Annotated in this window: 18 protein-coding genes; 11 read left to right on the top strand and 7 right to left on the bottom strand. The window is 60.7% G+C overall.

Going from position 1 to position 18,990, the window contains the following annotated elements; all coding sequences use genetic code 11:
• Positions 1-164 precede the first annotated feature (164 nt).
• The 3 genes from ACXR0M_RS02125 to ACXR0M_RS02135 all read right to left on the bottom strand — a co-directional run bounded on the left by ACXR0M_RS02125 (position 165) and on the right by ACXR0M_RS02135 (position 2,764).
• Complete coding sequence (locus ACXR0M_RS02125) at positions 165-485, bottom strand: DUF2388 domain-containing protein (RefSeq protein WP_169843014.1); 321 nt, start codon at positions 483-485, stop codon at positions 165-167.
• 65 nt (positions 486-550) lie between these two features.
• Positions 551-2,335 carry a GspE/PulE family protein gene (locus ACXR0M_RS02130; RefSeq protein ID WP_458829474.1) on the bottom strand — a complete coding sequence of 595 codons (1,785 nt, stop codon included), beginning with the start codon at positions 2,333-2,335 and terminating at the stop codon, positions 551-553.
• 90 nt (positions 2,336-2,425) lie between these two features.
• Positions 2,426-2,764, bottom strand: coding sequence for a hypothetical protein (locus ACXR0M_RS02135; RefSeq protein ID WP_458829476.1), 339 nt, complete (start codon positions 2,762-2,764; stop codon positions 2,426-2,428).
• A 126-nt stretch (positions 2,765-2,890) separates the two neighbouring features.
• Here ACXR0M_RS02135 and ACXR0M_RS02140 point away from each other — a divergent pair, with 126 nt between their 5' ends.
• On the top strand, positions 2,891-3,361 hold the full coding sequence (locus tag ACXR0M_RS02140; protein WP_127647999.1) for an Lrp/AsnC family transcriptional regulator: 471 nt from the start codon (positions 2,891-2,893) through the stop codon (positions 3,359-3,361).
• Between the two features lie 116 nt (positions 3,362-3,477).
• Here the strand turns inward: ACXR0M_RS02140 and ACXR0M_RS02145 are convergent, their stop codons facing one another.
• On the bottom strand, positions 3,478-4,848 hold the full coding sequence (locus tag ACXR0M_RS02145) for a CYTH domain-containing protein (RefSeq protein ID WP_458829477.1): 1,371 nt from the start codon (positions 4,846-4,848) through the stop codon (positions 3,478-3,480).
• A 153-nt stretch (positions 4,849-5,001) separates the two neighbouring features.
• On the opposite strand from ACXR0M_RS02145, the gene argE reads away from it, so the two are divergent.
• A complete protein-coding gene (gene argE, locus ACXR0M_RS02150) occupies positions 5,002-6,147 on the top strand; it encodes an acetylornithine deacetylase (protein WP_458829478.1) in 1,146 nt (381 codons plus the stop codon).
• Positions 6,148-6,385: 238 nt separating this feature from the next.
• On the top strand, positions 6,386-7,687 hold the full coding sequence (argA, locus tag ACXR0M_RS02155; protein WP_458829479.1) for an amino-acid N-acetyltransferase: 1,302 nt from the start codon (positions 6,386-6,388) through the stop codon (positions 7,685-7,687).
• Between the two features lie 123 nt (positions 7,688-7,810).
• On the opposite strand, the gene tauA is transcribed toward argA, so the two are convergent.
• Positions 7,811-8,806 carry a taurine ABC transporter substrate-binding protein gene (gene tauA, locus ACXR0M_RS02160; RefSeq protein WP_458829848.1) on the bottom strand — a complete coding sequence of 332 codons (996 nt, stop codon included), beginning with the start codon at positions 8,804-8,806 and terminating at the stop codon, positions 7,811-7,813.
• 363 nt (positions 8,807-9,169) lie between these two features.
• Here tauA and ACXR0M_RS02165 point away from each other — a divergent pair, with 363 nt between their 5' ends.
• The 8 genes from ACXR0M_RS02165 to ACXR0M_RS02200 all read left to right on the top strand — a co-directional run bounded on the left by ACXR0M_RS02165 (position 9,170) and on the right by ACXR0M_RS02200 (position 16,507).
• Positions 9,170-10,525: an OprD family porin gene (locus tag ACXR0M_RS02165; RefSeq protein ID WP_458829480.1), complete on the top strand. Its 1,356-nt coding sequence runs from the start codon at positions 9,170-9,172 to the stop codon at positions 10,523-10,525.
• 294 nt (positions 10,526-10,819) lie between these two features.
• Positions 10,820-11,458: a peroxiredoxin gene (locus ACXR0M_RS02170; RefSeq protein ID WP_458829482.1), complete on the top strand. Its 639-nt coding sequence runs from the start codon at positions 10,820-10,822 to the stop codon at positions 11,456-11,458.
• Positions 11,459-11,741: 283 nt separating this feature from the next.
• Complete coding sequence (ssuE, locus tag ACXR0M_RS02175) at positions 11,742-12,335, top strand: NADPH-dependent FMN reductase (protein WP_458829483.1); 594 nt, start codon at positions 11,742-11,744, stop codon at positions 12,333-12,335.
• A gap of 101 nt (positions 12,336-12,436) precedes the next feature.
• The gene (locus tag ACXR0M_RS02180) at positions 12,437-13,417 is read left to right on the top strand and encodes a sulfonate ABC transporter substrate-binding protein (protein WP_458829485.1); all 981 of its coding nucleotides are present in this window, start codon (positions 12,437-12,439) and stop codon (positions 13,415-13,417) included.
• A gap of 25 nt (positions 13,418-13,442) precedes the next feature.
• Entirely contained in the window at positions 13,443-14,591 is a 1,149-nt protein-coding gene (gene ssuD, locus ACXR0M_RS02185) for an FMNH2-dependent alkanesulfonate monooxygenase (RefSeq protein ID WP_458829487.1), read from the top strand.
• An 8-nt stretch (positions 14,592-14,599) separates the two neighbouring features.
• Positions 14,600-15,382, top strand: coding sequence for an aliphatic sulfonate ABC transporter permease SsuC (ssuC, locus tag ACXR0M_RS02190; RefSeq protein ID WP_458829488.1), 783 nt, complete (start codon positions 14,600-14,602; stop codon positions 15,380-15,382).
• Positions 15,379-16,185, top strand: coding sequence for an aliphatic sulfonates ABC transporter ATP-binding protein (ssuB, locus tag ACXR0M_RS02195; RefSeq protein ID WP_458829490.1), 807 nt, complete (start codon positions 15,379-15,381; stop codon positions 16,183-16,185). The genes ssuC and ssuB overlap by 4 nt, the downstream gene beginning before the upstream one ends.
• Before the next feature lie 106 nt (positions 16,186-16,291).
• A complete protein-coding gene (locus ACXR0M_RS02200; RefSeq protein ID WP_007967989.1) occupies positions 16,292-16,507 on the top strand; it encodes a TOBE domain-containing protein in 216 nt (71 codons plus the stop codon).
• A 135-nt stretch (positions 16,508-16,642) separates the two neighbouring features.
• Here ACXR0M_RS02200 and ACXR0M_RS02205 read toward each other — a convergent pair whose 3' ends face one another.
• Entirely contained in the window at positions 16,643-17,269 is a 627-nt protein-coding gene (locus ACXR0M_RS02205) for a TetR/AcrR family transcriptional regulator (protein WP_064589714.1), read from the bottom strand.
• Positions 17,270-17,528: 259 nt separating this feature from the next.
• The gene (locus tag ACXR0M_RS02210) at positions 17,529-18,905 is read right to left on the bottom strand and encodes a glutamine synthetase family protein (RefSeq protein ID WP_003229254.1); all 1,377 of its coding nucleotides are present in this window, start codon (positions 18,903-18,905) and stop codon (positions 17,529-17,531) included.
• Between the last annotated feature and the right edge of the window lie 85 nt (positions 18,906-18,990).

The following is an 18,990-nucleotide window of genomic DNA, read 5'->3' on the forward strand; positions in this document are numbered from 1 at the left end:
GTGGGAGCGAGCTTGCTCGCGAAAGCGTCGTGTCAGAATTCGAACCTGTATCTGACCCAGCGCATTCGCGAGCAAGCTCGCTCCCACAGGGTGATGTGGTGGATTTGCAATGTCGGGCAAAAAAAATGCCGCTCAACTGAGCGGCATTTTTTGTTCGGCCAGGCTTATTCGGAGGCCACGGCGTTTTTCGCCAGAATCGCGTTCGCCAGTTCCATGTCCGTGGCCTGCAGGCCCGGGTTGTCGGCGCGGACTTTCTGCATCGCTGCTTCCAGGTACGGGCCACGAATGCCGCCGTCGCTGGCGACGAAGCTGCCGGCATCGTCCTGCGCGGCAACGATCAGTTTGTGATCCTTGAAGGTCAGGTAGGTCGAGCCGGTGGTGGCGCCAGACGAAATGACGTTACGCCAAAAGCTGTCGGCCATCGCTGAACCAACAGGAAGGGACAGCAAGGCAAGGGTGGCGACAGCAAGTTTGAGACGCATGATTGAGTGACTCCTGGGGGATAACTACGGCGTTGGATAACGATTCGCCGATCCGGTTCCGTAGCAGCCTATTTCTGCTCGCTCTGCGGCGTCACCCGCAGCACTTCTTCGAGGGTGGTCAGCCCCGCCGCAACCTTTTGCGCACCGGACAGGCGCAGGCTGCGCATACCCTCCTTGAACGCTTGCCGGCGGATGGCGGTGAGGTCGGTGTCCGGGGTGATCAGTGCTTTGAGGTTGTCGCTCAACTGCATGATTTCGTAGACCCCGGCGCGCCCGCGATAGCCGGTGTCGCGACATTCCAGACAGCCGATCGCCCGTTGCGCATTGCCCGGCAGCGGCGCTTGCCATGGGCGGGTCAGGGTTTGCCAGTCGTCTTCTTCCAGCGTCAGCGGCGCCTTGCAGTGTGGGCACAGGGTACGCACCAGACGCTGGGCCATGACCCCGAGCACCGTGGCCTTGATCAGATAGTGCGGCACACCGAGTTCCAGCAGACGGCTGATCGCGCTGGGCGCGTCGTTGGTGTGCAGGGTCGATAGCACCAGGTGTCCGGTGAGTGCAGCCTGGATTGCCATTTCGGCGGTTTCCAGATCACGGATTTCGCCGATCATGATGATGTCCGGGTCTTGCCGCATCAGCGCCCGCACCCCGGCGGCGAAGCTCAGCTCGATGTTGTGCTGGACCTGCATCTGATTGAAGGCCGGCTCAACCATTTCGATCGGGTCTTCGATGGTGCAGAGGTTGATTTCCGGGGTCGCCAGTTTCTTCAGTGTGGTGTAAAGCGTGGTGGTCTTGCCCGAACCGGTCGGCCCGGTGACCAGAATGATGCCGTTGGGCTGGCGGGTCATGTCCTGCCAGCGGCGCAGGTCGTCGGCGGAAAAGCCCAGTTGATCGAAATCCTTGAGCAGCACCTCCGGGTCGAAGATCCGCATGACCATTTTTTCGCCAAATGCAGTGGGCAGGGTTGAGAGCCGCAGCTCCACCTCGCCGCCATCCGGAGTCTTGGTCTTGACCCGGCCGTCCTGGGGTTTGCGCTTCTCGGCCACGTTCATCCGCCCGAGGCTTTTCAGGCGGCTGACGATCGCCATGGTCACCTGCGGCGGGAATTGATAGACGTTGTGCAGCACGCCGTCGATGCGAAATCGCACGGTGCCCTGTTCGCGGCGCGGTTCGATGTGGATATCGCTGGCGCGCTGCTGGAAGGCGTACTGGAACAGCCAGTCGACGATGTTGACGATGTGCGCGTCGTTGGCGTCCGGCTCCTGATCGCTGGCGCCGAGGTTGAGCAGTTGTTCGAAGTTGCCGAGGTTGCCGCTGTGCTGATCGGCACTGTTGGCGCCGCTGACCGATTTGGCCAGGCGGAAGAACTCGACACTGAAGCGCTGGATGTCCACCGGGTTGGCGACCACACGTTTGATCGGCAGCTTGAGCACGTGGGTCAGGTCGGCTTCCCAGGCGGTGACGTAGGGCTGGGCGCTGGCCACGACCACGGCATCGCGGTCGACCGCCACCGCGAGAATCTTGTGGCGCTGGGCAAACGCGTAGGACATCAGCGGCGTGATTGCGGCAACGTTGATCTTCAACGGGTCGATGCGCATGTACGGCTGCCCGGCCTGCTGGGCCAGCCACAGGGTCAGGCTTTCCAGGTCCAGGTGCTTGCCCGGCCGGCTGAGGTCATCCAGTTGCTGGCTGGCGATGAACTCCAGCGGATGTTGCTGGCCGTGGCTTGCATGGCGGCGGCGGGCGTTGAGCGCCTGTTCTGCCGAATCCTGGCTGATGAAACCTTGGGCGACCAGTTCACGCAACACATCGTTGAGATCCAGCCAACGGTCCTGGGTGGCAAGTTGAACGGACATGCGGGCTCCTTTTGAACGACAGTTCGCAAAGAATAGTCCCGGCCCCGCAGACCGTTGGGCCACTACCTGACCAAGCCGTTGCCGGATTTGTCAGCCAGCCGCCTGCACCGGTGCATCCCACGCCGCATCGGCGTTCTGCAGGTTTACCGAGCACACGCTGATCAGGTTACGAAGTTTTTCCGCGATCACCTGGGCGCGATGCCAGCTGAGTCCGTCGATAGCGATATCAATTGTCAGCAGGTCGTCCAGGCGCTCGGCGTTGACCTGAACCGGGGTCAGAAACTGCAGCGCGAACAGGTTCAGCACCCGAACCAGCAGATCCGGTTCGGCCTCGGCCAGAATCTGGTACTGCGCCAGGCAATGGGCGTTGCTGACGTTCCAGACGTCGGCGCGGGTCGGGGCGCTGTTCACGGCTTCAAGGTGCGGCATGGCAAGTCTCCAAAATGGCTGGAGAAATTTTTACATTCGGTGCCGGGCATTTCTTGGCTAAGATCGGTGTTATCGGCGGATGATCGACTGGATCAATTCGCAAGATCTTATGTTCGAGGTTTTTTTATGCACAGCGAGCTGGACGCTTACGACCGCAGGATTCTCGCCCTGCTGCAAGAGGACGCTTCACTGTCCAGCGCGCAGATCGCCGAGCAGGTGGGGCTATCGCAATCGCCGTGCTGGCGACGGATTCAGCGGATGAAGGAGGAGGGCATCATTCGCGGGCAGGTGACCTTGCTTGATCGCAAGAAGATCGGCCTGAATACGCAGATTTTCGCCGAGATAAAACTCAACGCCCACGGGCGGTCGAACTTCACCGAATTCACCGAGGCGATTCGCGGTTTTCCGGAAGTGCTGGAGTGTTATGTGCTGATGGGCGCAGTGGATTTTCTGTTGCGCATCGTCGCAGCGGACATCGAGGCGTATGAGCGGTTCTTCTTCGAGAAGCTGTCGCTGGTGCCGGGGATTCAGGAAGTGAATTCGATTGTGGCGCTGTCGGAGATCAAATCGACGACCAGTTTGCCGGTCATGCGCTGATAGCGTTTGTGGCGAGGGGATTTATCCCCGATGGGGCGCGCAGCGGCCCCGCTTCATTAGAAAGCAGGGGACCGCTGCGCAGTCCATCGGGGATAAATCCCCTCACCACAAAGTCATTACATACGCAGCAGCATCTTCCACGCACGATTCTGATAAACCGCAATCGCCTGCTGCTTGCGGGCATCGAGCAGTTCGTCAGTGATGGTCGGTTCGTTGGCCAGTTGCGCCAGTTTGTTCAGCTCGCCGTACAGGCGATCCATTTCCGGGATCTCCAGCACATTGCGCGCGTGGTGCAGCCAGACCTGGATGCGTTCGATGCGCGGCAGTTGTTCGGCGAGATCTTCCGGCTGCTGCTGATAGCGCTGCAATTGCAGGGACGTGGCTTCTTCGCCCAGCAGACGTGGCAACCAGCTGTGCAGCTGCGCGGCGCCCTGGCGATTGCCGCGAACGTTGCGCTCGGCGGTCCAGCTGCGGGCCAGCAGCCAGCGCGACGCGGTCAGCGAGAACAGGCCCCAGCGCGGGTCTTCCAGCTCTTCGAGGAATTGCTCCGGCGCGGCCTTGCGCACGTCTTCGTCTTCGATGCCGACCTGAACCAGCGGGCGCCAGTCTTCCAGCAGTGCATCCAGCGCTACGCGCAAATCGTGGGTCGCCGGACGCGGTGCGGCCTGGCCGAGGCTGCTGAGCAGCGCGCGCATTTCCGCAAGGTTTTCCACCCAGTCCTGCAGCAGGCGCCAGTGACCGTTGAAACGGTACTGTTCAGCCAGACGCTGGCTGCTGCCGAGCAGGTGCCAGCACAGTGCGGCGAAGGCGTCGTCGAGTTGGGTTTGCGCAGTCAGCTCCGGCGCCGGCAGGCTCAGCGAGTAGCTGTTGGCATCGTACAGACGGTAGCCGCGCTCGGCCTTGCTGATGTCACACGGCATCAGCGCCAGGGTCTCGGCCAGCTCGGCGGCCAGTTCCAGCAACGCAGCCGGCTCGCCTTCGCGCAGTTCCAGTTCCAGCTCGCAGATTTCTTCTTTCTGCTTGCCGACCACCACGTGACCGAGGTCGAGGGCGGCTTCGATGACCACTCTGGCCTTGCCACGACCCCAGGCGATTTCCGCACGCTCGCGAACGAAATCGGTGGTGAAGATCGGCTTCAGGGTTTTCTTGTCCAGCTCGGCCAGCGACTCGGGCCAGCATTCGCCGTCGAGTTTCTTCACGTCGAGCTTGGCTTTGGGCAACTTCCAGTCGTACTCGTTACGCTCGGACAGACCGGCGACGCTCTGGCCGCGGGTCTTGAGGGTCTGAATCACTTCGTCGCCGTCCTTGCGCAGGCGCAGGGCGACTTTGGCCTGGGCCAGGTCGCGCTCGGGAGTGTCGAAGTACTGGTTCATCAACTCACGGCGTTCCCAGCCATTTTTGTTGCGTTTTTTCAGTAGCGGGTGCTCGCGCAGAGCGGCGAGGGTTTCGCGGCTGACGCGGAGCTTGATTTCGGTTTCTTTCTGCATGGCCGGACAATCCAGGATCGGGAGCGCAGCCGGGAATATCTGGCTGCCAAGGCCGTGCAGTGTACAGGACTCAAACTTCCTACGCCCTGCGGCGGTTTATTCCTGGCGCCGGATGGCTCTATGATGGACCTCAAATCGGAGTTGGAGACAGCGATGCCTTTGCCGTCCATGCAAGACCAGTTCGCTGCACTGATCGCCGCGCCGTCGGTCAGTTGCACCCAACCGAGCCTGGATCAGTCCAACCGGGCGGTGATCGATTTGCTGGCCGGATGGCTGGGGGATCTGGGCTTCAGTTGCGACATTCAGCAGGTCAGCCCCGGTAAATTCAACCTGCTCGCCAGTTTCGGCAGTGGCCCCGGCGGTCTGGTCCTGGCCGGGCACAGCGATACCGTGCCGTATGACGATGCGCAGTGGCAGACCGATCCGCTGAAACTCACGGAAGTCGACGGCCGCTGGGTCGGGCTGGGCAGTTGCGACATGAAGGGCTTCTTCGCCCTGATCATCGAAGCGGTGCAGCCACTGCTCGACCAGTCGTTCAAGCAACCTTTGCTGATTCTCGCCACTTGCGATGAAGAAAGCTCGATGTCCGGCGCCCGGGCGCTGGCTGAAGCCGGGCGGCCCATCGGGCGCGCGGCGGTGATCGGTGAGCCAACCGGGCTCAAGCCGATCCGCATGCACAAAGGCATCATGATGGAGCGTATCGACATCCTTGGGCAGAGCGGCCATTCGTCGGATCCGCGCCTGGGCCACAGCGCCCTTGAAGCGATGCACGATGCCATCGGCGAACTGCGCGGCCTGCGCCTGTTGTGGCAGCGCGAATTCAATAACCCGCAGTTCAGCGTGCCGCAGCCGACCATGAATTTCGGCTGCATCCACGGCGGTGACAACCCCAATCGCATTTGCGGCCAGTGTGCGCTGGAGTTCGATCTGCGCCCGTTGCCGGGCATGGACCCGAAAGTCCTGCGGGCGGAGATTTTGCGCAAGCTCAATCCGGTGGCCGAGCGGCATCAGGTGCAGATCGACTACAAACCCTTGTTTCCGGAAGTGCCGTCATTCGAGCAGGCTGAAGATGCCGAATTGGTGCGCATCGCCGAAAAGCTCACCGGTCATCGCGCCGAAGCAGTAGCGTTTGGCACCGAAGCGCCTTATCTTCAGCGCCTTGGCTGCGAAACCATCGTGCTCGGCCCCGGCGATATCGCCTGTGCACATCAGCCCGGCGAGTACCTCGAAATGTCACGTTTGCAGCCTACCGTGCATTTGTTGCGGCAGTTGATTGAACATTACTGCCTGAAGAGTTGAACGCATCCTTTGTAGGAGCTGCCGCAGGCTGCGATCTTTTGATGTTGTTTTTTAAGATCAAAAGATCGCAGCCTGCGGCAGCTCCTACAGGAGCAATCGTAAATTCGTGGGAATTCAGCCCGTATTCATGAGGAGAGCGCGCGTGTCGCCAAGCCTGTTCCGACGATAACCATCAGCCCGCTGTGCGTTTTCCGTTTCATCCTTTTTTCCGGCTGCTCTTTATTACAGGCCCAGGTTCATGCCCGAATACGTCAATTGGCTTCGTCATGCGTCCCCTTACATCAATGCCCACCGCGATTGCACCTTCGTCGTCATGCTGCCCGGCGACGGCGTGGAGCATCCGAATTTCGGCAACATCGTCCACGACCTGGTGCTGCTGCACAGCCTCGGCGTGCGGCTGGTGCTGGTTCACGGCTCGCGTCCGCAGATTGAAACCCGCCTCGCCGCTCGCGGCCTGACCCCGCACTATCACCACGGCATGCGCATCACCGATGCGGCGACGCTGGAATGTGTTATCGACGCCGTCGGCCAGTTGCGCATCGCCATCGAAGCTCGGTTGTCGATGGACATGGCCTCGTCGCCAATGCAAGGCTCGCGCCTGCGGGTCGCCAGCGGCAACCTCGTCACCGCGCGGCCGATCGGTGTGCTGGAAGGCGTCGACTATCACCACACCGGCGAAGTGCGTCGAGTCGACCGCAAAGGCATCAATCGTCTGCTGGATGAGCGCTCGATCGTGCTGCTGTCGCCGCTGGGTTATTCGCCGACCGGAGAAATCTTCAACCTCGCCTGTGAAGACGTCGCCACCCGCGCCGCCATTGACCTGGGTGCTGACAAGCTGCTGTTGTTCGGCGCCGACCTCGGTCTGATCGACGAGAACGGCAAACTGGTGCGCGAGCTGCGTCCGCAGCAAGTGCCGGCGCATCTCGCGCGTCTGGGCAGCAGCAATTATCAGGCGGAACTGCTCGATGCCGCCGCCGAGGCCTGCCGTGGCGGTGTCGCGCGCAGCCATATCGTCAGTTATGCCGAAGACGGCGCGCTGCTGACCGAACTGTTCACCCGTGACGGTGGCGGTACGCTGGTGGCCCAAGAGCAATTCGAGCTGGTGCGCGAGGCGGCGATTGAAGACGTCGGCGGTTTGCTCGACCTGATCAGTCCGCTGGAAGAGCAGGGGATTCTGGTGCGTCGTTCGCGCGAAGTGCTGGAGCGCGAGATCGAGCAGTTCAGTGTGGTCGAGCGTGAAGGCATGATCATCGCCTGTGCGGCGCTGTATCAGATTGCCGATTCGGATGCCGGTGAACTGGCGTGCCTGGCAGTGAATCCGGAGTACCGCCACGGCGGTCGCGGTGACGAGCTGCTGGAACGCATCGAAACCCGTGCACGGGCGCAGGGCCTGAAAACCCTGTTCGTCCTCACCACCCGTACCGCGCACTGGTTCCGCGAGCGCGGTTTCGAGCCCAGCAGCGTCGAGCGCCTGCCGGCGGCGCGGGCGTCGCTGTACAACTACCAGCGCAACTCGAAGATCTTCGAAAAGACCCTCTGAAGATCACCGAGGGGCTGTTGTGGCGAGGGGATTTATCCCCGATGGGTCGCGCAGCGGCCCCTGCTTCACAAAAAGCAGGGACTGCTGCGCAGTCCATCGGGGATAAATCCCCTCACCACATATTCAATTGGTTTCAGTTACAAACTTCGCGCTGACATACGGCGAATAATCCGGCAGCACCGTTTCAACCTTGCCCTGCTCCTTCAAAAACTTCGCCGTCTCCCCAATCGCCTTGGCCGTGCCGCCATCCAGCAGCGCGGTAGTCTGCTGCGCCTTGGCATCCGGGAAGGCCGAACCGGCCAGCAGCTCCGGCACGTCAGCGGCATTGGCACCGGTCAATTTGGCGATTTTCTGCACCGGCGCCGAGTCGGCCGTCCAGCTGTCTTTATGGCTGGCGTAATCGGCAAACGCGTCTAGAGTGACTTTGGCAAATTTGGCCACCACCTCTGGATGCTGCTCGGCGTAGTCCTTGCGCGCCACCCAGACTTCGAAGGTCGGTGCGCCCCATTGGCCGACTTGTGCAGCATCGGTCAGGGTCTTGCCGGTCTTGCGGATTTCCCCCAGCGCCGGCGACCAGACAAACGCGCCGTCGATGTCACCGCGCTTCCACGCCGCTGCGATTTCTGCGGGCTGCAGGTTCACCACTTTGACCTGGCTGGTGTTCAGGCCCCAGTGCTTGAGTGCACCGAGCAGGCTGTAGTGGGAAGTGGAAACGAAAGGGGTGGCGATGGTCTTGCCGACCAGATCCTGGGGGCTATTGATACCGCTACCGTTGCGCACGACCAGTGCCTCGGCGGCATTAATCTGCGCGGAAACGATGAAGGCGACGATTGGCAAATTGCGCGAAGCCGCCGCTGCCAAAGGGCTGGAGCCGAGGTTGCCGATCTGCACATCGCCCGAGGCGATGGCTGTCACAACTTCCGGGCCACTGTTGAAACGTCGCCAGTCGATCTTCTGGCCGATGGTTTTCTCGTAGGTGCCATCTGCCTGAGGGACCTTGCTCGGGTCGATTCCGGTTTGATAGCCGATGGTGAGGTTGGCGGCGTGGGCGGAGAAAGAAATTATTGCTGACACACAAACTGTAACAATTTGACTAGAGAGTGCACGTTTGACCATGATGGCGTCGCCTTTTGGATAGGGTTTGACGTATTCCAGATACGTCAACGCTAATCGATCTAAAAATAGGCGAACAAATACCATTTAGTAATTAGCTTAGTCGCCGATACCCTGTGTTGCGCTGCAGGAGGCCATTACTAGGCCATATAACTCGATGGTATAAAAAAGAATGAAATAATTCTTTTTGGGGTTATCAGGAAAGTCAGTACTGTGCAGGGACCCAAATACTGCGATTAGACCTTGGTCGTAGACACACAAGGTTACGATTGACTTGTCAGTCACGCTCTGGCGCTAATCGCGAACCTACGGATCCGGGCATTCGACCAGGACCAGGAACACAAGAATTAGAAACGAGAGGAGCATTACATGAACAAGTCCACCTTGGCCCTGGCTGTGGCCGTAGGGGTTTTGGCGCAGCAGGCAGGCGCCGCCGGTTTCATCGAAGACAGCAAGGCCACCTTGGGGCTGCGTAACTTCTACATCAACACTGACAACCGTAGCGGAACTGCCGAACCGAGTCGCAACGAAGAGTGGGGCCAAGGCTTCGATTTGCGTTTCATCTCCGGCTATACCCAAGGCACCGTAGGTTTTGGTATCGACGCTATCGGTTTGCTGGGCGTGCGTCTGGATTCAGGCGGCGGCACCAACGGCAACGTTGCTGCTAACGGCTCTCCAGGTACCGCTTACGGCGGCACTGTTTTCCCAAGTGAATCCAATGGTCAAGCGGTTGATAACTTCTCCAGCCTGGGCCTGACTGCCAAAGCCAAGATTTCCCAGACCGAACTGAAGCTGGGTACTCTGCAGCCGAAGAACCCGGTCATCGTGACCAACGATGGTCGTCTGCTGCCACAAACCTGGCAGGGTGGCCAGATCACTTCCGGCGACATCAAGGACCTGACTCTGGTCGGCGGTCAGATCGAGCATGTCAAAGGCCGTAACTCCAGCAACAATGAACAGCTTTCCATCAACGGCGCGGCACCGCGGACCGTTAACAGCAACAAGTTCATCTACGCCGGTGGTGACTACAAAATCACCAAAGACCTGACTGCCCAGTACTACTACGGCAACCTGGAAGATTTCTACAAGCAGCACTTCCTCGGTCTGGTTCATAACTGGGCAATCGGCCCGGGCGTGCTGAAGTCTGACTTCCGCTACTTCAACAGCTCCGATGACGGCGCCAACGGCAATACCCCTGCCTACTACAGCAGCGGTAATTACACCGGTTTCGCGAACGGTCGCGGTAAAGTTGACAACAACCTGTACAGCGGCCTCTTCCTGTACACCGTTGAAGGGCACACCTTTGGTGGCGGCTACCAGGTTTCCAACGGTAGCAGTGACTTCCCTTGGCTGAACCAGGGTGACGGCTCGTCGAACTACACCATCACCGACATGCAGATCCAGAAGTTCGGCCGTGCCGGCGAGAAAACCTGGCAGGCTCGCTACTCGTATGACTTCGCCAAAATTGGCGTACCTGGCCTGACTGCTGGTCTGGTATACCTTCACGGCGATGATATCGATACCGTCAATGCCCGCGGTGTGCAGGCTGTCAGCAATGCTTCCGAGTGGGAACGCGACCTGACCGTCGGTTACGTTGTACCGGAAGGTCCGTTGAAGAACGTTGGCTTCATGTGGAAGAACGCTACTTGGCGTACGAACATCCCGGGCGTTCGCGACCAGGATGAAAACCGCCTGATCCTCAGCTACTCGCTCCCGCTGCTGTAATAGCGCGTTCAAGCTGCTGATAAAAAAGCCCCGTCCGGCATCGCGCCGGACGGGGCTTTTGCATTTCCGGGTCAGACTCACCCCCGTAAGCCTGTCCCGGAATTCCCCTCTTTTTGCAGCTACTCAAGGCCTTCTCGAACCTTGAGGACGATGTTCGTCGCGATGCCGCCGAGCGTCCAGTGAATGATGTTTAATATTCCTTTAAGGTCTAGATATCTAGTTATTTATTCTTTTTCATGATGTCGAATCCCGAGCTACAGTTGAGTTCTCCAATAACTCAGCAGGAGCCGCACCATGAGCCTCAGACTCGGCGACATCGCCCCCGATTTCGAACAGGATTCCAGCGCCGGCAAGATTCGTTTCCACGAATGGCTGGGCGATAGCTGGGGCGTGCTGTTCTCCCACCCGGCCGACTTCACTCCGGTGTGCACCACCGAGCTGGGGTTCACCGCCAAGCTCAAGGATGAGTTTGCCAAGCGCGGCGTCAAAGCCATCGCGCTGTCGGTCGACCCGGTGGACTCGCACCACAAGTGGATCGAAGACATCAACGAAACCCAGAACACCGTCGTCAACTTCCCGATTCTGGCCGATGCCGATCGCAAGGTCTCCGATCTGTATGACCTGATCCACCCGAACGCCAACGACACGCTGACCGTGCGTTCGCTGTTCGTGATCGATCCGAACAAGAAGATCCGCCTGACCATCACCTACCCGGCGAGCACCGGGCGCAATTTTCACGAGATTCTGCGGGTGATCGACTCGCTGCAGCTCACCGACAACTACAAGGTGGCCACCCCGGCCAACTGGCAGGACGGTGAAGAGGTGGTGATCGTGCCGTCGCTCAAGGACGAAGAAGAAATCAGGCAGCGCTTCCCGAAAGGCTATCGCGCAGTGAAGCCGTACCTGCGTCTGACGCCGCAACCCAATCGCTAAGATCAAAAGATCGCAGCCTGCGGCAGCTCCTACAGGAGTATGCCGATCCATGTAGGAGCTGCCGCAGGCTGCGATCTTTTCCAGGCATCCACAAAGCAGGGGATTTGAGGCCGTTTCGACGGCCTTTTTTTTCGCCTGAGAGCAGGCGAATTGCATATCTCCTAAACGCATAACCAAATGAATAAATATGATTTATGGATATATAAATCAGCTGGTAAGGTCATTCCCATCGAAGCGAGATCGCAAACCGCGAATCGCCTGTAACGCGTAAGGAATTATCTGAATGCTGGTCGTCTCACTCGGTGGCAGTCCCAGCCAGCGCTCCCGCTCCGGAGTGTTGCTGGAGCGCGCGCAACGCTGGTTGCAGGAGCAAGGGGTGGAAGTGGTGAGTTATCAGGTGCGGGACTTCCCGGCCGAAGACCTGCTGCACGCCCGCTTCGACAGTCCCAAGGTGCTCGATCTGCTGGCGCAGATTGAAAACGCCGACGGCCTGCTGATCGCCACGCCGGTCTACAAAGCGTCGTTTTCCGGCGCGCTGAAGACCGTGCTGGATCTGCTGCCGGAACGCGCCTTGAGCCACAAGATCGTCCTGCCAATGGCCACCGGCGGCAGCATCGCCCACATGCTGGTGGTCGATTACGCGCTCAAGCCGGTGCTGTCGGCGCTGAAAGCGCAGGAAATGCTGCAAGGGATTTTCGCCGAGGACAGCCAGATCGCTTACGGCGAAGGCAGTGCCCAGGCGCAACTGGCGCCGGCGCTGGAGCAGCGTCTGCAGGAAGCGCTGGATCAGTTTGTCAGTGCCATGGCGCGCCGGCCGAAACCGCTGGAGCCGGGCCTGTTGAATGAACGTTTGTTGAGTGCTCGCTGGAGCATTTGAGCCTGCTGTCCAGGCACCCCGGAATTTGAAGTACTCACCTTACTCAGCCGTCAACGGCCAAGCAGGTGCAGCCACAACCCAACAGCAAAAAGGAGAGCGCTATGCGCACTGTATTTTTGCGTCGTGGTCTGGTCGCTCTGTTTGCTGCGGCTGTGTCCTTCGGCGCCATCACTCAAGCTCAAGCCGAGACGCTGCGAATCGGTTATCAGAAGTACGGCACGCTGGTGCTGCTCAAAGCCAAAGGCACCCTGGAAAAACGTCTGGCCGCCCAAGGCGTCGACGTGCAATGGACCGAATTTCCCGGTGGCCCGCAACTGCTCGAAGGCCTGAACGTCGGTTCGATCGACTTCGGCGTGACCGGCGAAACGCCACCGGTATTCGCTCAGGCGGCAGGTGCCGATCTGCTCTACGTCGCCTACGAACCACCAGCGCCGAACAGCGAATCGATCCTTGTGCCGAAAGACTCGCCGATCAAATCGGTGGCCGATCTCAAGGGCAAGAAAGTCGCGTTCAACAAAGGCTCCAACGTGCACTACCTGCTAGTGCGCGCGCTGGAAGAAGCCGGCCTCAAATACTCCGATATCCAGACCGTGTACCTGCCGCCCGCCGATGCCCGCGCCGCGTTCGAGCGTGGCAGCGTCGACGCGTGGGTGATCTGGGATCCGTACCAGGCGGCTGCCGAGAAACAGCTGCAGGCGCACATCCTGCGTGACGGCAAAGGCATCGTCGACAACCACCAGTTCTATCTCGCGACCAAACCTTACGCGCAGAAAAATCCCGAAGTGATCAAGACCCTCGTTGAAGAGGTGCGCGCGGTCGGCGAATGGTCCAAAGCCAATCCTGAGGACGTGACGCAACAGGTCGCACCACTGCTCGGCCTGCCGACGGACATCACCCTGACCTCGGTGAAACGCCAGGGCTACGGTGCGCTGTTCCTGACCCCGGACGTGATCGCCGCGCAGCAGAAAATCGCCGACACCTTCTACCAGCTCAAGCTGATTCCCAAGCCGTTGAGCATCAAGGATGTGATCTGGACCCCACCGGCCGCTGTGGCCCAAAGCTCGGTTACCCAAGCCCAGTAAATCGAATCCCCAAGGAGACCACTCCATGAGCCTCAACATCTTCTGGTTCCTGCCAACTCACGGCGACGGCCATTACCTGGGCACCGCCGAGGGCGCCCGCGCGGTTGACCACGGTTATCTGCAACAGGTCGCGCAAGCCGCGGATCGCCTGGGCTTCGGCGGCGTGCTGATTCCCACCGGGCGTTCCTGCGAAGACTCGTGGCTGGTGGCCGCATCGCTGATCCCGGTGACCCAGCGGCTGAAGTTTCTCGTCGCCCTGCGCCCCGGGATCATTTCCCCGACGGTGGCCGCGCGTCAGGCGGCCACACTGGATCGCCTGTCGGGCGGGCGGGCGTTGTTCAATCTGGTAACCGGTGGCGACCCGGAAGAGTTGGCCGGCGACGGTCTGTTTCTCGACCACGAAGCGCGCTATCAGGCTTCGGTTGAATTCACCCGCATCTGGCGCCGGGTGCTGGAAGGCGAAACTGTCGATTACGACGGTGAGCACATCAGTGTGAAGGGCGCCAAGCTGCTTTATCCGCCGATTCAGCAACCACGTCCGCCGCTGTACTTCGGCGGCTCCTCGGAAGCGGCGCAGGATCTGGCCGCTGAACAGGTGGAGATGGTGCTGACCTGGGGCGAACCGCCAGCCGCGGTGGCCGAAAAGATCGCACAGGTGCGAGCCAAAGCCGCCAAGCTCGGGCGCACTGTGCGCTTCGGCATTCGCCTGCATGTGATCGTGCGCGAAACCAACGCCGAAGCCTGGCAAGCGGCCGACCGGCTGATCTCGCATCTGGATGACGACACCATCAAGCGTGCACAGGCCTCGCTGGCGCGTTTCGATTCGGTCGGCCAGCAACGCATGGCCGCGCTGCACGGCGGCAGCCGTGACAACCTCGAAGTCAGCCCGAACCTGTGGGCCGGGGTCGGTCTGGTGCGCGGTGGTGCCGGTACCGCGCTGGTCGGCGATGGTCCGACCGTGGCCGCGCGGGTGAAGGAATACGCGGATCTGGGTATCGACACCTTTATCTTCTCCGGTTATCCACACCTCGAAGAGTCGTATCGCGTCGCTGAACTGCTGTTCCCGCACCTCGATGTCGAGCGGCCGGAACTGCCGAAAAGCGCCGGCTACGTCAGCCCGTTCGGCGAGATGGTCGCCAACGACATTCTGCCCAAAGCCGCGTCGCAGAGCTGAGGCGCGCCATGAAGAAAATCATCCACAGCCTCGCGCCCTGGGCGTTGCCGCTGTTGTTGCTGGCGGTGTGGCAGTTGTCGGTGTCGGCCGGTTGGTTGTCGACGCGGATCCTGCCGGCGCCGGTGGCGGTGATCGAGGCCGGTGTCAGTCTGGTGCGCAGTGGCGAGATCTGGACGCACCTGGCAATCAGCGGCTGGCGCGCGGCGCTGGGCTTCAGCATCGGCGGCAGCATCGGTCTGGTGCTGGGCTTCATCACCGGCCTGTCGAAGTGGGGCGAACGCCTGCTCGACAGCTCGGTGCAGATGATCCGCAACGTGCCGCACCTGGCGCTGATTCCGCTGGTGATCCTGTGGTTCGGCATCGACGAGTCGGCGAAGATTTTCCTGGTGGCGTTGGGCACCTTGTTCCCGATCTACCTCAACACTTATCACGGCATCCGCAACGTCGATCCGGCGCTGGTGGAGATGGCGCGCAGTTATGGCCTTAGCGGTTTCAGCCTGTTCTGGCAGGTGATTCTGCCCGGTGCGCTGCCTTCGATTCTGGTGGGTGTGCGCTTTGCGCTGGGCTTCATGTGGCTGACGCTGATCGTCGCCGAAACCATCTCCGCCAGCTCTGGCATCGGCTATCTGGCGATGAATGCCCGCGAGTTTTTGCAGACCGACGTGGTGGTGCTGGCGATCCTGCTGTACGCGGTGCTCGGCAAACTTGCCGACCTTGCCGCCCGTGGACTTGAGCGCGTGTGGTTGCGCTGGCATCCGGCCTATCAAGTGGCCAAGGGAGGTGCGGCATGACGGCTCAACAACCGCCACGCCTGCTGCGCGGGATTCCGCTGGTGGTGCGCAACCTGCAGAAAACCTTCGGGGCGCGGCAGGTGCTGCGCGACATCGATCTACACATCCCGGCGGGACAATTCGTCGCCGTGGTCGGGCGCAGCGGTTGCGGCAAAAGCACCTTGCTGCGCTTGCTCGCCGGTCTCGATCAACCCACTGGCGGTGACCTGCTGGCCGGCGCCGCACCACTGAGCGATGCCCGGGAAGACACCCGGCTGATGTTTCAGGAAGCGCGGCTGCTGCCGTGGAAAAAGATCATCGACAACGTCGGCCTCGGTCTCAAAGGCAACTGGCGCCCGCAGGCTTTGCAAGCACTGGATGCAGTCGGTCTGGCTGATCGCGCCAATGAGTGGCCGGCTGCGTTGTCCGGCGGGCAGAAGCAGCGTGTGGCACTGGCCCGGGCGCTGATCCACCAGCCGCGCCTGCTGCTGCTCGACGAACCACTCGGCGCGCTGGATGCGCTGACCCGGATCGAGATGCAGCAACTGATCGAATGCCTCTGGCAGCAACACGGTTTCACCGTGTTGCTGGTGACCCACGACGTCAGCGAAGCGGTGGCGGTTGCTGATCGGGTGATTCTGATCGAGGACGGCGAAGTCGGTCTCGATCTGCAAGTAGAGCTGCCGCGCCCGCGAGTGCGTGGCTCGCATCGACTGGCCGCGCTGGAAAGCGAAGTGCTCAACCGTGTTCTGTCCCTGCCTGGCGAGCCGCCGGAGCCGGAACCCGTTTCACCCCTGCCTACGCAATTGCGGTGGGCGCAATGAAGCAGCTGTGAGCGACAAGCTACAAGCTTCAAGTAAAGGCGCTGTGCTTTTGCTTGCCGCTTGAAGCTCGCCACTTGCAGCTTATTTCGATCCCAGGAGAAATATCATGACTATCAAAGCCATCAACGTGCGCAACCAGTTCAAAGGCTCGATCAAGGAAATCGTGCTCGGCGACGTGCTGTCGGAAATCGACGTGCAGACCGCTTCCGGCATCGTCACTTCGGTGATCACCACCCGTTCGGTCAAGGAGCTGGAACTGGCGGTGGGCAGCGAGGTAATCGCCTTCGTGAAATCCACCGAGGTGTCGATCGCCAAGTTGTAAGCCAGTGGATAAAAACAAACCCCGAAAGGCGTGAGCCCTTCGGGGTTTTTCTTTGGAAGATCAAAAGATCGCAGCCTTCGGCAGCTCCTGCATGGGATGCGCGCGCCTGTAGGAGCTGCCGAAGGCTGCGATCTTTTAGCGTTTAGGCAGATACGGCGGCAAATACAGGCCGATGTAGGCATCAAACACCCGCATCCCTTCCTCGGCCATGCGCGGCGTGATCTGCCCGTGCTGCTGCACCGAGCGCGCGTACACCCGGTCACCCAGTTCCATCGCCAGCGCGAACACATCGACGTCGCTCGGCAGGCGGGGCAATTCGAAGTGGTGGTCGAACAGCTTGTGCATCAGGTCGCCCAGCTCGATGTCGTGCTGGCGGTCGGCCTGGGTCACTTCGGTCAGGCCATGCTGGGCGAGGATCAACTGGCGCGCAGCGGCGTCCTGGTCGTAGATCTCCAGCATGCGCTCCTCGACCAGCCGCGACAGGTCACGCCAGTCGCGCAGGGCATCGTGGTCGATCGGCGCTTGCAGGCAGGCGCGAAACGCCGCGTGGACGTCGGCGGTCAGCGCTTCGAGCAGCGCCGGCACGCTGGCGAAGAAGTGGTACACGGAGGAGGGTGGAATCTGCGCGCGTTCGGCCACGCTATAGATCGACAGGCTGGCCACACCCTCGGCGGCCAGCAGCGTACGCGCGGCGTCGAGTATCGAATCGATTCGCGCCTGGCTGCGGGCGCGGGGTTTGCGAACGGGGGCGGGACGCGTCATGGAAGTCTCCTGCGGGGCAGCGGGCATTGTACGAGCCGGATTGTGTGTTGTCTGCCAGGACGCCTTCGGGAGCAAGCCCCCTCCCACAGTTGATCGACGTGTATTCACCATTCATTTTTACTCAGATCCGAGTGGGAGGGGGCTTGCTCCCGAACCGCCGCAGGCGGCCATTCAGTCCAGACAAAGGGGTTTGTGTCCGGCCATAAAAAAGCGCTGCGGGCTGAAATAGCCGGCAGCGCTTTTTAGGCCTGCAATCCGCTTACACGGTATGCAGATACCAGTTGTACTCGAGGTCGGAGATGGAGTGTTCGAACTCCTCCAGCTCGCTCTCTTTGCAGGCGACGAAGATATCGATGTATTTCGGATCGATGTACTTGGCCATCACCTCGCTGTCGTCCAGCTCACGCAACGCATCGCGCAGGTTGTTCGGCAGGCTTTGCTCGTTCTGCTCGTAGCTGTTGCCTTCCACCGGTGCGCCCGGCTCGATCTTGTTCACCAGACCGTGATGCACACCGGCGAGGACCGAAGCCATCAGCAGGTACGGGTTGGCGTCGGCGCCGGCCACGCGGTGTTCGATACGCACGGCATCGGCCGAGCCGGTCGGCACACGGATCGCCACGGTACGGTTGTCCAGGCCCCAGCACGGCGAGTTCGGTACATAGAACTGCGCGCCGAAGCGACGGTAAGAGTTGACGTTCGGGCAGAGGAAAGCCATCTGCGCCGGCAGGGTCTCGAGCACACCGCCGATCGCGTGACGCAGCGCGGCGTTCTGCTCGGGATCCTCGCTTGCAAAGATGTTCTTGCCATCTTTGTCGAGCACCGAGATGTGGACGTGCAGACCATTACCGGCCTGACCCGGATACGGCTTGGCCATGAAAGTGGTGTCCATTTCATGGTCGTAGGCGATGTTCTTGATCAGACGCTTGAGCAGCACCGCGTAGTCGCAGGCCTTGATCGGGTCGGCGACGTGGTGCAGGTTCACTTCGAACTGCGCCGGGGCACTTTCCTTGACGATCGCGTCGGCCGGGATGCCTTGCTCCTTCGCGCCTTCGAGAATGTCCTGCAGGCAGTCGACGTATTCGTCGAGGTCGTCGATCAGGTAGACCTGGGTCGAGTGCGGACGTTTGCCGGAGATCGGCGAGCGTGGCGGTTGCGGGCGGCCGTTCACGTTTTCCTGGTCGATCAGGTAGAACTCCAGCTCGAAGGCGGCGCAGATGGTCAGGCCGAGCTCGTCAAATTTTGCAACAACTTGACGGAGCACTTCGCGCGGGTCGGCGAAGAACGGGTCGCCTTCGAGTTCGTGCATGGTCATCAACAGTTGCGCGGTCGGGCGCTTCTGCCACGGCTCGTTGCACAGGGTGTCGGGGATGGGATAGCAGATCCGGTCGGCGTCGCCGATGTCCAGACCCAGGCCGGTGCTTTCCACCGTAGAGCCATTGATATCCAGAGCAAATAGAGAGGCCGGCAGGTTGATGCCTTTCTCGTAAACCTTGTGGAGGCTGGTGCGTTCGATGCGCTTGCCGCGCACCACACCATTCATATCCGCAATCAGAAGGTCAACGTACAGAACCTCAGGATGTTCCTTAAGGAACGCGTTCGCTTCGTTAAGCTGAACGGCACGCGGGGGTACCGACATGATGCAACACCTTTGTTGTTAAAAATATCAATCATTGATCTTTTCTGGTTTCAGTCAACCCGAACGGCATGCCGAAGTCAAGCGA

This window comes from Pseudomonas sp. Eth.TT006 (assembly GCF_054456575.1).